The organism is Allostella sp., from assembly GCF_041913585.1.
GTDB lineage: Bacteria > Pseudomonadota > Alphaproteobacteria > ATCC43930 > Allostellaceae > Allostella.
This window is the reverse complement of the sequence record NZ_JAYSFE010000126.1, coordinates 1-12,787: the sequence shown is the minus strand read 5'-3', so window position 1 is coordinate 12,787 and position 12,787 is coordinate 1. Positions and strand designations below refer to the sequence as shown.

General features: G+C 71.7%; 10 protein-coding genes and 2 tRNA genes. 8 read left to right on the top strand and 4 right to left on the bottom strand.

What is annotated here, in order from left to right; genetic code table 11:
* From ACE3Q3_RS19475 to ACE3Q3_RS19460, 4 genes are all read left to right on the top strand, one after another.
* A partial coding sequence (locus ACE3Q3_RS19475) for a hypothetical protein (RefSeq protein ID WP_374448905.1) occupies window positions 1-386 on the top strand: 386 nt, incomplete at its 5' end.
* 232 nt (window positions 387-618) lie between these two features.
* Window positions 619-2,697 (top strand): tetratricopeptide repeat protein, encoded by a 2,079-nt coding sequence (locus ACE3Q3_RS19470; protein WP_374448904.1) that lies wholly within the window; start codon window positions 619-621, stop codon window positions 2,695-2,697.
* 73 nt (window positions 2,698-2,770) lie between these two features.
* Window positions 2,771-4,591 (top strand): type I secretion system permease/ATPase, encoded by a 1,821-nt coding sequence (locus ACE3Q3_RS19465; protein ID WP_374448903.1) that lies wholly within the window; start codon window positions 2,771-2,773, stop codon window positions 4,589-4,591.
* Entirely contained in the window at window positions 4,588-6,018 is a 1,431-nt protein-coding gene (locus tag ACE3Q3_RS19460; RefSeq protein WP_374448902.1) for an HlyD family type I secretion periplasmic adaptor subunit, read from the top strand. Before ACE3Q3_RS19465 ends, ACE3Q3_RS19460 begins: the two co-directional genes overlap by 4 nt.
* A gap of 94 nt (window positions 6,019-6,112) precedes the next feature.
* Here the strand turns inward: ACE3Q3_RS19460 and ACE3Q3_RS19455 are convergent, their stop codons facing one another.
* On the bottom strand, window positions 6,113-7,360 hold the full coding sequence (locus ACE3Q3_RS19455; RefSeq protein WP_374448901.1) for a glycosyltransferase family 4 protein: 1,248 nt from the start codon (window positions 7,358-7,360) through the stop codon (window positions 6,113-6,115).
* 108 nt (window positions 7,361-7,468) lie between these two features.
* Between ACE3Q3_RS19455 and ACE3Q3_RS19450 the strand changes: the two genes are divergently transcribed.
* Window positions 7,469-8,374 (top strand): hypothetical protein, encoded by a 906-nt coding sequence (locus ACE3Q3_RS19450; protein WP_374448900.1) that lies wholly within the window; start codon window positions 7,469-7,471, stop codon window positions 8,372-8,374.
* Window positions 8,375-8,379: 5 nt separating this feature from the next.
* Entirely contained in the window at window positions 8,380-9,519 is a 1,140-nt protein-coding gene (locus ACE3Q3_RS19445; protein ID WP_374448899.1) for a hypothetical protein, read from the top strand.
* Here the strand turns inward: ACE3Q3_RS19445 and ACE3Q3_RS19440 are convergent.
* The 3 genes from ACE3Q3_RS19440 to rlmB form a co-directional block, all read right to left on the bottom strand.
* Window positions 9,500-10,762 carry a methyltransferase domain-containing protein gene (locus ACE3Q3_RS19440; protein WP_374448898.1) on the bottom strand — a complete coding sequence of 421 codons (1,263 nt, stop codon included), beginning with the start codon at window positions 10,760-10,762 and terminating at the stop codon, window positions 9,500-9,502. The genes ACE3Q3_RS19445 and ACE3Q3_RS19440 overlap by 20 nt on opposite strands.
* On the bottom strand, window positions 10,759-11,433 hold the full coding sequence (locus ACE3Q3_RS19435; protein WP_374448897.1) for a TIGR02466 family protein: 675 nt from the start codon (window positions 11,431-11,433) through the stop codon (window positions 10,759-10,761). The genes ACE3Q3_RS19440 and ACE3Q3_RS19435 overlap by 4 nt, the downstream gene beginning before the upstream one ends.
* Before the next feature lie 73 nt (window positions 11,434-11,506).
* Window positions 11,507-12,343 carry a 23S rRNA (guanosine(2251)-2'-O)-methyltransferase RlmB gene (rlmB, locus tag ACE3Q3_RS19430; RefSeq protein ID WP_374448896.1) on the bottom strand — a complete coding sequence of 279 codons (837 nt, stop codon included), beginning with the start codon at window positions 12,341-12,343 and terminating at the stop codon, window positions 11,507-11,509.
* Window positions 12,344-12,457: 114 nt separating this feature from the next.
* Here rlmB and ACE3Q3_RS19425 point away from each other — a divergent pair.
* Together ACE3Q3_RS19425 and ACE3Q3_RS19420 are read left to right on the top strand one after the other, a co-directional pair.
* Window positions 12,458-12,544: transfer RNA gene (locus ACE3Q3_RS19425), tRNA-Tyr, on the top strand.
* Window positions 12,545-12,579: 35 nt separating this feature from the next.
* Window positions 12,580-12,653, top strand: a tRNA-Gly gene (locus ACE3Q3_RS19420).
* The last annotated feature ends 134 nt before the right edge of the window (window positions 12,654-12,787 follow it).

The window sequence follows — 12,787 nt, the reverse complement described above, 5'->3', positions numbered from 1 at the left end:
TCCAGGACTTCACCGGCACCGTCGACCGGATGGCGTTCAACGGCAACGCCTTCTCGGACGTCTCGGCGATCGACGGCTACAAGGGCACGGCCGGCGACGCGACGACCGCCAACGACAACCTGCTGATCGCGACCGGCGACAGCTACTCGATCGGCAATTTCGACACCTTCCTCTCGGTCGGTGCCGCGGACACGGACAAGCCGGGCTTCTACATCTTCTTCAATTCGAGCACCAACCGCGGCGAGATCTGGTTCGACACCTCGATGGTCTCGACCTCGAACGCCGTGCTGATCGCCACCTTCAACAACATCACGGCGGTCAACCAACTGGCCCAGTTCAACGAGGGGCCGGCCGGCAACAATTCCGGCGACTTCGTCATCGTCTGAGACGACGTCTTCGGGGGAAGGCGACCCGGGGCCGGGGGCGAAATCCCCCGGCCGCGTGCTTTTTCGCGATGGGCTTGGGACGGCCGTGCCGGACGTGGTAGGGGAGCCCGCGATGGCATCCCCGGAGCGGAACGACGCGGCCGCCGCCGCACCACACTCCCCGACACCGGATTCTCCCGGCGGGCCCGGTTCTCCCCGGCACGAGGCCAAGCGGCTGGCGGCGGACGGGGCCGTGGCGCTGAAGTCCGGCGACCTCGACGCGGCCATCGCGGCGCTCCGGGCGGCCATCGAACGGCATCCCGATCTGCCCGATGCCTGGCGCCGGCTCGGCATCGCCCATTCGCGCAAGTACCGCATGGGCGAGGCAGCGGTGCGGATGGCGGCGATCGCGACCGCCGCCGGGCACGCCACCGGGCTGCTGGTTGCGGCCCAGATGGCAGCCCAGGCCCGCGACCTGCCGGCGGCGACGCGCCTCGCCGAGGCGGCGGTCGCCGCCGACGGCGCCGGCGAGGAGGCGTTCCTGCTGCTCGGCCGGCTGCTGCGGCAGCGGCGCGACCATGCCGCCGCCGCGGCCGTCGCCGAGCGCGCCGCCCGGCTCGGCTTCGGCGGTGACAAGCTGCGCCTCGCGCGGGCGGAGGCGCTGCTGCGCTCCGGCCGGCCGCAGGAGGCGCTGGACGCGCTGGCGCCGCTCCTGGCGGAGCAGCCCGGCCTGTCGCCGGCGCGCGTGATCGAGAACGACGCGCTCCAGCAGCTGAAGGACCCGGTGCGCGAGGAGGCGGCGGTCCGGGCCTGGATCGCGGCCGATCCGGCGACGGATACCGGCCATCTCCGGCTGGTCAACCTGCTCGTCAACAGCGACCGGGCGGCCGAGGCGGCGCCGATCCTCTTCCGTCTCCTGCGCGAGCATCCGGACGACGGGCGCTACCACACCCTGACGGCGATGGTCCTGCATGCGCTGGGCAAGGAGCGCCGCGGCCTGCCGCTCGCCCAGCGCGCGGTCGAGCTGCTGCCGGATTCGGTCGAGGCACAGATGGCGCTGGCGACCATTCTCAACCGCCTGTCGCGCTACGAGGAGGCGGAAATCCCCGCCCGCCGCGCCGTCGAACTGGCGCCCGACCTCGTCACCACCCGCAGCATGCTGGCGCTGTCGCTGCAGCGGCAGAACCGCTTCGTCGAGGCGGAGTCGGCCTCGCTGCACGCGGTCGCGCTGAAGCCGGACGACGCCGACGCCGTCGCCAACCTGGCGACGCTGCAGTGGATGCTGGAGCGCTACGAGGAATCGCTGGTCACCTTCGACCGGGCGCTGGCGCTCCGTCCCGACGACGCCGAAATCCACTTCAACCGCGGCATGAGCCACCTCGCGCTCGGCGACTTCCCGCGCGCCTGGGCCGACATCGGCTGGCGGTGGAAGCGCCGCAAGTCGAAGTGGCGGCCGTTCCCGCAGCCCTGGTGGGACGGCGGGCCGCTCGCCGGCCGTATCGTCGTCTGGGGGGACCAGGGCGTCGGCGACGAGGTGCTGGCGGCCGGGCTGCTGCCGGACCTGGTGCGGGCAGTGCCGGCCGGCGTCGCGCTGGAGTGCGAGCCGCGGCTCGTCCCGCTCATCCGCCGGTCGATGCCGGCGATCGACGTCCATGGCCGCGTCGATCCGATCGCCCCGCCGCTGCTCGCGCCCGACATCGTCGCCCAGGTGCCGGCGGTCGACCTCGCCAACCACCTGCGGCGCGACGCCGCGTCGTTCCGTCCCCATGCCGGCTATCTCGTGCCGGACCCGGGCATGGTGGCACGCCTGCGGGCCCGGTACCGCGAGGCGGCGGGCGGCGGGCCGGTGATCGGCATCTCGTGGCGCAGCACCAACCCGCGCTTCGGCGTCCGCAAGACCTTCGAACTGCCGGGCTGGGCACCCATCCTGGCGGCGCCCGGGGCCGTGTTCGTGAGCCTCCAGTACGGCGACGTGGCGGCCGAGACGGCGGCGGCCGCGACCGCGACCGGGGCCCGTATTCTGGCCGACCCCGAGGTCGATTCGCTGGTCGATCTCGATCTCTATGCGGCCCAGGTCGCCGCCATGGACCTGGTCGTCACCGTCAGCAACACGGCCGCCCACGTCGCCGGCGCGGTGGGCGCACCGACCTGGCTCATGCTCCCCCGGGGAAACGGCTTGCTCTGGTACTGGCTGTTGTGCCAGGGAGAGCATTGCCCCTGGTATCCGTCGATTCGAGTGTTCCGGCAGGAGCGGGTGGGCGACTGGTCCGGCATGGTCGAGCGCCTCGGACGGATGCTGGCAGAGCGCGGCGTGGCGCCGGCCGGCCGCTGATTGCGGTCGATGCGACCGGCTCCATTGTAGTATTTGTGCCCTGGCGACGGCGCCGGGGCAGATAGAAGGTTCGATGAGCCAACAGCTGAATTCCGTGCGGGCCCTCCTGCGCGCGTGCCGACCCGAGTTGGTCACCGTCGGCATCATCACGTTCTTCATCAACATGCTGATGCTGACGCTGCCGCTCTACACGCTGCAGATGTTCTCGCGCGTGTTCGCCAGCGGCAGCATGTCGACCCTGGCGCTCCTCACCGTCATCGCGGCCTTCGCGATGATCGTCATGGGCGTCCTCTACTTCGTCCGCTCCCGCGTCACCAACGAGATGAGCAACAAGATCGACGCGATGCTGGGTGAGAACCTGCTGCGCCTGTCGATCAAGAACGGCCTTCTCAACAACGCCTCGCGGGATGCCCAGGGCCTGCGCGACCTGGCCCAGGTCCGCAACTTCCTCGCCGGCGGCGAACTGCCGAACCTCTTCGACACCCCCTGGGTGCCGATGTACCTCTTCATCATCTGGATCTTCGACCCGCTGCTCGGCTACGTCGCGATCGCCGGCGCGGTGGTGATGATCGCCTTCGCCATTGCCAACGAGGTGCTCTCCCGGCGCCCCTTGCGCATCTACAACACCGCCAGCGTGCTCGCCACGCAGGAGGCGGAGTCGATGGTCAAGAACGCCGAGGCCATCGAGTCGATGGGCATGATGAAGGGCGTCGTGCGGCAGTGGCGCAAGATGCAGAGCGTCGTCCTGTCGTCCAACAGCCGCTCGAACCGCATCAGCACCCTCATCAGCACCTCCTCGCGCACCGTCCGGCTCCTGGTGCAGATCGCGGTCACCGCGGTCGGCGCCTACCAGGTGGTGAACCATTCCATCAGCCCCGGCGCCTTCGTCGTCGCCAACATCCTGATGGCGCGCGCGCTGGCGCCGGTCGACGCCGCGATCAGCACCTGGCGCAGCGTCGTCGCCTTCATGTCGGCCGCCCGCCGGCTCGACGCGCTGATGCAGGATCTCCCCAAGATGCAGTCGGCGACGATGGCCCTGCCGGCGCCGAAGGGACGGATGGCCGTCGACCGCCTCGTCTTCCGGCATCGCGTCGCGGGCGGCCTCGCCCCGGCGATCCTGAAGGGCGTCAGCTTCGCGATCGAACCGGGCGAGGCGCTCGGCATCGTCGGGCCCAGCGGGTCGGGCAAGTCGACCCTCGTCAAGTGCATGGTCGGCGTCTGGCGGCCCTTCAGCGGCACCGTGCGGCTGGACGGCGCCGACGTGGCGCAGTGGGATTCCGAGGATCTCGGCCAGTATGTCGGCTACCTGCCGCAGGACGTCGAGCTGTTCAACTCCTCGATCCGCGACAACATCAGCCGCTTCCAGGACGCCGACCCGAAGGACATCGTGGCCGCCGCGCAGCTTGCCGGCGTGCACGACCTGATCCTGCGCATGCCGAACGGCTACGAGACGAGGATCGGCACCGGCCACTACATCCTGTCCGGCGGGCAGCGGCAGCGCATCGGGCTGGCGCGCGCCCTCTTCGGCAATCCGCGGCTGCTCGTCCTCGACGAACCCAACGCCAATCTCGACACCGAGGGCGAGGCGGCGCTGCGCCAGGCGCTCGTGCACTGCAAGCAGCGGGGCGTCACCGTGATCGTCATCGCGCACCGGCCCAGCATCCTCTCCAACGTCGACAAGATGCTGTTCATGCGTGACGGCCAGGTCGAACTGTTCGGCCCGCCGGCCGAGGTCATGGCCCGCCTGTCGCCGCCGGGCGGCGGTGGCGGCGGCGGGCGGCCGCGCGTGGTCGCGGCCCAGGGCGGCGGCGTGCCGGCCGAGCGCCGCGGCGGCGGTGGCGGCGGTGGTGGTGGTGGCGGGGCGGCCCCGACCGGAGAGGTGGCGACGCCATGAGCGATCTCAGCAACCAGGGCGTGTCGACCAACCTGCCCGCCAAGAAGAACGAGACTGCGGTCACCGAGGCCCTGATCGCCGACGGCGCGGTGGCGCCGGAGGAGGAGGAGAACCTCTACAACCTGCAGGCCATCCGGCGCTCGATCCGGCGCTGGACGATGATCGGCATCTTCACGATCGTGATGTTCTTCGGCGGCTTCGTCGGCTGGGCGGCGGTGGCGCCGCTCGACAGCGCATCGGTGGCGCCGGGTTCCGTCGGCGTATTCATCAACCGCCAGTCCGTCCAGCATCTCGAGGGCGGCATCGTGCGCGACCTCAAGGCGCGCGACGGCGACATCGTGAAGCAGGGCGACGTCGTCGTCGTCCTCGACGACACCCAGGCGCGCGCCAACCTGCAGATCAACCGCAAGCGCTACATCGCCCTGCAGGCGGCCGAGGCGCGGCTGCTCGCCGAGCGCGACATGAAGGACGCGATCTCCTTCCCGGCCGAACTCCTGGACGCGGCCACCGCGGATCCGGAGACCAAGGAGATCCTGCAGTCGCAGCTCAACGTCTTCGAGGCCCGCAAGGCGTCGACCAAGGGCCAGGAGAGCATCCTGCGCCAGCGCATCGTCCAGTCGAAGGAACAGATCGGCGGGTTCGAGGCGCAGCAGCGCGCGCGCGCCGACCAGATCCGCCTCATCAACGAGGAGGTGGCGACCGTCCAGAAGCTGCTCGAGACCGGCAATGCGCTGAAGCCGCGCCTGCTGGCGCTCCAGCGCGCGCGGTCGGAGCTCGAGGGGCAGCGCGGCGACCTCGTCGCCAACATCGCCCGCGTCCGCCAGGTGATCGGCGAGGCCGAGTTGCAGATCCTCAACATCAACACCGAGCTGCAGCGCCAGGTGACCCAGGAGCTGCGCGACACCCAGTCCCAGCTCCTCGACACGGCCGAGCGCATCCGCGTCGCCGAGGACGTGCTGCGGCGGACCGAGGTGCGGGCGCCGGTCGACGGCGAGATCGTCAACCTCAAGTACTTCACCGTCGGCGCGGTCGTCCGCCCGGGCGACGTCATCATGGAGATCGTGCCGACCAACGACGTCCGCATCATCGACGTGCGGGTGAACCCCAACGACATCGACACGGTCCGCGTCGGCGCCACCGCGCGGGTGCGCCTCACTGCCTTCAACCAGCGCGAGACGCCGCAGATCGACGGCAAGGTGATCCAGGTCTCGGCCGATTCCATCGTCGACCCGCAGACCGGGCTCGCGACCTATCGCGCCCGCATCGCGGTGCCGGTCGAGGCGCTGCGGGCGGCCGATCTCGACCCCTCGCAGCTCCTGCCCGGGATGCCGGCGATGGCGATGATCTGGACCGGGCAGCGGACGGCGCTCGAATATTTCCTGCAGCCGTTCCTGACGGCGATGCGCACCGCCTTCCGCGAGGACTGATCCCGTCCGCGAGGACTGGGCAGCGTCGCGGGCGGCCGAACGGAAAAGGGCCCCGCCGGATCGGCGGGGCCCTTCGTCCGTCCGGCGGTGCGGTTCAGAGCCCGGTCGGGGGCCGCTCTCCGGGCGGGACGCGTCCGGCGGCGAGGTCGCGGATCAGGGAGATCTGGCGCGCCATGCAGTGCTTGAGCTGGTAGGAATCGAGCACCGTCTGGCGGGCGTTGCGGCGGATGCGGGCCATCCCGTCCGGGTGATCCAGCACCTCCTCGACGCGTTCGGCGATCTCGGCATCGTCGAAGAAGTCGGCGAGCAGGCCGTTCTCGCGGTCGATCATGACCTCCTGGACCGGCGGGGTGCGCGAGCCGACGATGACGCAGCCCGTCGACATCGCCTCCAGGAACGACCACGAGAGGACGAAGGGATAGGTCAGGTAGACGTGACAGCTCGAGACCTGCAGGACCTTGAGGAAGGTCGGGTAGGGCACCTGTCCCAGGAAATGCACCCGGTCGGGGTCGATCGTGACCTGCTTCAGCAACTCTTCGCGGTAGGTCTTCTTGTCGGGCAGCGGCGATCCGTAGCTCACCCCGTCGCCGCCGACGACCACGAACTGGGCGTTCGGCCGCGACCGGCAGAGGCGCTCCAGGACCTTCATGTAGACGGGAAAGCCGCGGTAGGGCTCGAGGTTGCGCGAGACGTAGGTGACGATCTCCTGGCCCTTCTGCAGCACCTTGCCGTTGGGCAGCTTGAGTTCGGCGGCGTCGACCGGCGCGCACACTTCGGCGTTGATGCCGTCATGGATGACGGAGATCTTGGACCGGAACTCCGCCGGGTTCTGCGACCATTGCCAGCGCGTCGGCGAGATCGCCCAGTCGCAGGCGGCGAGGCTGAGGAGGTTGTTGGCATTCTTCGCCCGGATGCGGCAGACGCGGTCGAGGTCGAACTTCTGGCCGGGCTCGAAATGGACGTCGGCGCCGAAGGCGTTGTAGTAGAACTCCGTATAGTTCAGCAGCTTGCTGTCGGGGAACACGTCCTTGATGAAGAGCCCTTCGCCCCAGCCGGGGTGGCAGAAGACGACGTCGGGCGTGAATCCCTTGGCCTTCACGGAAACGGCGGCCCGCGCCGCCGCCTGGCCGTAGAGGACCTGCTCCTCGAACGGCTTGACGTAGGGATGGATCTTCTCGGTCGCCTGCCGCGCCAGCTTGTACTCGGCCTTGGTCACCCCCGGCAGGTTCGGCTTCCCCTCCTTGGTGATGTACCAGACCTCGTTCTGCCGGTCGGCGGCCAGCCGCGGAGCCAGGTACTTGAACTGGGCCGGACAATTCTGGTGGATGAACAGGATGCGCATCGGCGGTCACGATCGGCATGAGGAAGGGTACGGCCCGGCGGCGGTCGCCGGGTCGCCGGCCGCCGGACGCGGCCAATTCGGGTTCGGGGCGGAAGCGGGAGTCTCCGGATGGCGGTGAAGATCCGTTTTACGCCGTTCCCCCCGGCACCGAGGCGCCGGCGGGTTCTGTTCACGATTGCGCATTACTACGCGGCGTCCCGCGACGGCAAGTACGGTTCGACCCGGGCCTCGGCGCGCGATGCGCGACGGCAGGCGCTGGCACGCACCATCGCCAGCCTGCACGAGACGGTCGCCCAGCCCCAGTCGCTGGTCCACGGGCCGGTGCACGGCTTCCTCGCCGCCAACGACGAGGATTCGACCGCGGTCGAGGTCGTCGTCTGCACCACCGGGGACGACCATCTCGTCGACGAGCTCGACCTGCCGCCCGGCGCCTTTCGCCACCACCGGACCCGGGCCGAGCCGCGCCTGCTCGGCTACGAGTGCCATGCGGTGCTGCGCGACGCCGCCGCCGAGCATGACTGGTTCTGCTACCTCGAGGACGACATCGCGATCGAGGACCCGCTCTTCTTCGGCAAGCTCGACTGGTTCGCCGGCTGGGCCGGACCCGACGCCGTGCTCCAGCCGAACCGCTTCGAGACCAGCGAGAACCCGCCGGTCCGCCGCCTCTATATCGACGGCGAGCCGGTGTCGCCCGGCAAGGTCGGCTTCGTGCCGGACCGCAGCGAGGCGCCCTGGATCGCGGCCGAGACGCTGGGCCGACGCATGTGGTTCGGGCGCGTCGTCAACGCCCATTCCGGCTGCTTCTTCCTGACCGCCGGGCAGATGCGGGCCTGGGCGGCCAAGCCCGACTTCCTCGACCGGGCGACGTCCTTCGTCGGCCCGCTCGAGAGCGCGGCGACCCTGCACCTGCTGCGGCATTTCCGGGTCTACAAGCCGGGCCGCGGCAATGCCGCCTTCCTCGAGGTGCGCCACCTCCACCGGCGCTACCTGGACACGATGCTGGTCTTCGTCTGAGCGCCATGGCCGACGCCAGCCTGGTCGCGCTGAAGCGCGCGGCGGCGGCCGCCGCCCGGGCGGGCGACCATGCCGCGGCGGCGGCGCTCTTCCTCGAACTCGAAGCGGCGGACCCGGCCCTCTGGTCGGCCCCCTACAATGCCGGGCTGCTGCTGCTGCATCTGGGCCGCACGGCGGAGGCCGCGGCCGCCCTGCGCCGGGCGGTGCGGCTGGCGCCGGAGCGGGCCGAACCCCATGCCGACCTCGCCCTGGCGCTGCTCGGGCTGGGCCAGGAGGAGGAGGGGTGGGCGGAGTATCGGTGGCGCCGCGAGGCGCCGCGGCTGCCCGCCGACCGGCCGCCCCGGCCGCTGCCGGCGGCCCTGGCGGGTCGCTCCCTGGTGCTGCTCAACGAGCAGGGAATCGGCGACGCGCTCTTCTTCCTGCGCTATGCGGCGCTGCTGCGGGACCGCGGCGCGCGGCTCTTCCACGAGCCCTTCGCCAAGCTCGCCGGCATCCTCGGGCGGGTGCCGTGGCTGGAGCCGCTGCCGCGGACGCCGCCGGCCGAGCGGGTTCCGCTGGGCGACCTGCCGTTCCTGACCGGCGCCCCGGCCCCGCCACCGCTGCCGCTGGCCGCGCTGCCGGAGGCGACCGCCGCCGTCGCCCGCGGCCTCGCTGCCCTCGGGCCGCCGCCCTATCTCGGCGTCACCTGGCATGCCGGCGTCCCCGGTGGCGCCAACCTCGTCAAGGACGTGCCGCCGGCACTGCTCGGCCGGGCGGTCCGCGGCTGGCCCGGCACCGTCATCCTGCTGCAGCGGGTCCAGCCCGCCGGCTCGGCGGCCGAGTTCCGCGCGGGCCTCGGGCGCGATGCCGCCGACCTCTCGGCGCTCTCGGAGCGGCCGGAGACGCTGCTCGCCCTGCTCGGAACGCTCGACGCCTATGTCGGCGTCAGCAACACCAACGTCCATCTGCGGGCCGGGCTCGGCCGGCCCTGCGACGTCGTGGTGCCGTGGCCGCCGGAGTACCGCTGGCGGGCGGGGGCCGAGCGCTCGCCCTGGTTTCCGGACTGCCCGCTCTACCGCCAGGCGCCGGACGGCACCTGGGACGCGGCGATGTCGGCGCTCGCCCTGGCCGTCATCGCCCGGGCCGTCAGTCCCGGCGGCGCATGAACCAGGGCCGGCGCTGCTGGTAGCGGATGCGCTCGATCTCCTCGCGCGTGCGTCCGAGCTCGGCGGTCGCCGCATTGAGCGCCGTCCACAGCCCCTGCAGCCAGTCGTTCATCGAGCCCTGCAGCGACTGCGAATAGGCCGCCAGGCGCTCGGTCTCGCCGGAGAGACGGCCCAGTTCCGGCACCGCCTCCTCCAGGCGGCGCTCGATCCCGGCGACGCGCTGCTCCACCGCCTGGACGCTGCCCTCGACCGCGCCGAGCCGCCGGTCGACGGTGTCGAAGCGGCCGTCCATGGCGTCGAGGCGTCGCCGCATCACATCGAGGTCGCGGGTGGTGGTGTCGAAATAGCGCGGCGTCGTCGCCGGATTGTCGACATGATCCTGGCCGACCCAGTCCGACAGCGGCCGGCGCGTCTCGACGGGCGGCAGGAAGCGGTTCTCGAAGATGCCGGGCAGCGGCACCGCCCTGAGCGGCCGCACCTCGCCCTTGCGCGCGATGAAGGTCTCGCGGTCGCCATAGCTGAGGATGGCGGGATAGAGGCACTCGGTGACGGCGGCGAAGCCCGAGCGGACGAGGGCGTTGACCAGCGACGGCTTGGCCATCCAGAAGGAGTAGGCGTTGTCGAGGGAGGCCCATTCCCGCTTCTCGCGCACGGCCGCGTCGGCCTCGTCCTCGTGCTCGCGGCGGCTGATCCCGAAATACTCCTCGCCGCCGTATTCGAAGCGCTCGGCGATGGTCTGGGCGTAATGCGTCTCGACGATGGCGAGGTCGTCGCACATGCCCGCCATGTTCTCGAACACCCGGAAGATATCGGGCGCGTCGAGATGGTAGAGCAGCCCGCAGTTGAGGATGACGTCGAACCGGCCGTAGCGCGCCTCCGTCGCCTCGCGCGCATCGCCCTGCTCGAAGCGCACCCGGCCGAGGCCGAGCGCCTCGGCGGCGAAGCGGGCGCGGGCCAGCGGCGCCGCCCGTCCCTCGACGCCGACGACCTCGGCGCCGTGCAGGCCGAACTCGATCGCATAGAGCCCCTCGCTGCAGCCGAGATCGAGGATGCGCAACCGGTCGAGCGGCTTGCGGGCGATCGCGCCGACGAGATCGAGCAGGTGCTTGGCCGTGTTCTCCGCGCCGACCACCCGCTCGGCGATGGTGTAGACGCCGTGGCCGAGATGGATGTTGTGCCCGACCCAGGGGCCGTGCTCGGCGGCGACGGCGTCGCGGCGGCGGATCAGTTCGTCTCGGTTCATGCGGGGCTGCTCCGGGTGGCGGGGGCGGGGCCGACCGCGTAGTCCGTGATGGCGACGTTGGCGGCGATCGAGATCCGCTCGCCGGCGGCGAAGAAGGGGTGGACGGCGTGCTCGAGCCAGGCCGGGAACAGCACCATCAGCCCCGCCTCGGCCGCCAGCGTCAGGGCGGCGCCGAAGGCGAAGCCCGGCGCCGCGGCGAGGGCGGCGGCCGGTCGCGGGTCGCGCAGTTCGAGCCGGCCGGCCATCGGGCGGGCGGGATCGGCCGGCGGGGCCGAGACATAATAGACGACCGCCCAGTGGTTGCCCGGGTGGGTATGGGTCTCGTTGTAGTGGCCGGCGTGGCTGACGTTGGCCCAGGCCTGGGCGGTGAAGGACAGGCGGAACTCCTCGGCGCCGGCGCGGCGGGCCGGCAGGCGCTGGACCGTGCGCACCGCCTGCTCCAGCCAGCGCCGGTAGGTCTCGACCTCGGGGCCGCCCCAGGTGAGGAGGTCGGGGCGGGACTGCCAGCCGCCGGCGTTGCTGCGGGCGACGCCCGGCTCGCGCGCCGCCCGCTCCAGGATGACCCGGCGCAGCCCCGCGTTGACGGCGGCGGCGCCGTCCGGCCGGAGGGTGACGATCGGCGTCCCGAAGAAGAGGGAGCAGTCGCGGTCGAGGGCGATGTCGATAGTCATCGTCGGGAAGCCGCCGGGCGAGGGATGGGCGAGGGCGCCTTGTAGCAGCGCCGGCCCGCCGCCTCAACGCGGGTCACGCGGCGGGCAGCAGGGCGAACAGCGCCACGGCGGCGGCGTTGGAGACGTTGAGGCTGCCGATCGGCGCCCGCGTCGGCAGGCGCACCAGCCGGTCGCAGCGCTCCCGCGTCAGGCGGCGCAGCCCGTCGCCCTCGGCGCCGAGGGCGATCGCGATCCGCTCCGCCGGCCGGCCCGGCACCAGCGCCGTCTCGCCCTCCTCGGCGAGGCCGATGCAGAGGAACCCGGCCTCCTGCAGCTCGGCGATGGTCCGCGCCAGATTGACGACGCGCACCAGCGGCACCACCTCCACCGCCCCGGAGGCGGTCTTGGCGAGCGTCCCGGTGACCGGCGGGGCGTGCCGGTCGGGCAGGATGACCGCGGCCGCACCGAAGGCCGCGGCCGAGCGCAGGACCGCGCCGATGTTGTGCGGGTCGGTGACCTGGTCGAGCAGCACGAGCGTCGCCGGCGCGTCCGCGGGCAAGGCATCGAGCAGCCGGTCGAGGTCGACCGGGGGCAGCGGGTCGGCCAGGAGCGCCACCCCCTGGTGGACGCTGCCCGGCGGCAGCAGCCGGTCGAGGGCGGCGCGCTCGACGGTCTCGGTCCGCGGCCGGCGAGCCTCGGGCAGGGCGGCGAGCGCGGCGGCGAGGGCGGCTGCCGAATCGGGCGTCGTGAGCAGGCGCCGGCAGGTCCGTGCCGGGTTGGCGAGCGCGGCCGCGACCGGGTGGTGCCCCCAGAGCCAGCCCTGGGCGGAGGCGCCGGGCGGCGGCTGGGTGCGACGCCGGTCGGGCGGCCGGGCGCCCTCGGGACGGCCGGACGGCGGTTTTCCCGCCGGATTCGGGCGCTTCGGCTTCATCGGGCGCGGGGGCGAGCGAAGGCGATCAGGGGCATGGCTTTTGACGTTGACAAGAGAACGGAAATTCCCATAGTTCCGCCTTCCGTCGCGGCGGGGGAGCGATCCCCCGACGGCGGAGGGGTGGCCGAGCGGTCAATGGCAGCAGACTGTAAATCTGCCGACTTCACGTCTACGTAGGTTCGAATCCTACCCCCTCCACCACGCGGCGGCAAAGGCGCATCGCGGTCGACGAAGGCGCGGGTGTAGCTCAATGGTAGAGCTCCAGCCTTCCAAGCTGGCTACGTGGGTTCGATTCCCATCACCCGCTCCAGCCTGTCGACGGCTGCGCCCGTTCGAGCGAGTGACGACTGCAGCAGGCCCCGCCGGGCGTACGAAGGAACCAGGCACCGATGTCCAAGGCGAAATTTCAGCGGAATAAGCCGCACTGCAACATTGGGACGATTG

Coding starts and splice junctions, on each gene's coding strand:
- ACE3Q3_RS19445 (WP_374448899.1), top strand. CDS start 8,380: ATGGCCGACGCCAGCCTGGTCGCGCTGAAGCGCGCGGCGGCGGCCGCC.
- ACE3Q3_RS19435 (WP_374448897.1), bottom strand. CDS start 11,433: ATGACTATCGACATCGCCCTCGACCGCGACTGCTCCCTCTTCTTCGGG.
- ACE3Q3_RS19440 (WP_374448898.1), bottom strand. CDS start 10,762: ATGAACCGAGACGAACTGATCCGCCGCCGCGACGCCGTCGCCGCCGAG.
- ACE3Q3_RS19460 (WP_374448902.1), top strand. CDS start 4,588: ATGAGCGATCTCAGCAACCAGGGCGTGTCGACCAACCTGCCCGCCAAG.
- ACE3Q3_RS19455 (WP_374448901.1), bottom strand. CDS start 7,360: ATGCGCATCCTGTTCATCCACCAGAATTGTCCGGCCCAGTTCAAGTAC.
- rlmB (WP_374448896.1), bottom strand. CDS start 12,343: ATGAAGCCGAAGCGCCCGAATCCGGCGGGAAAACCGCCGTCCGGCCGT.
- ACE3Q3_RS19465 (WP_374448903.1), top strand. CDS start 2,771: ATGAGCCAACAGCTGAATTCCGTGCGGGCCCTCCTGCGCGCGTGCCGA.
- ACE3Q3_RS19450 (WP_374448900.1), top strand. CDS start 7,469: ATGGCGGTGAAGATCCGTTTTACGCCGTTCCCCCCGGCACCGAGGCGC.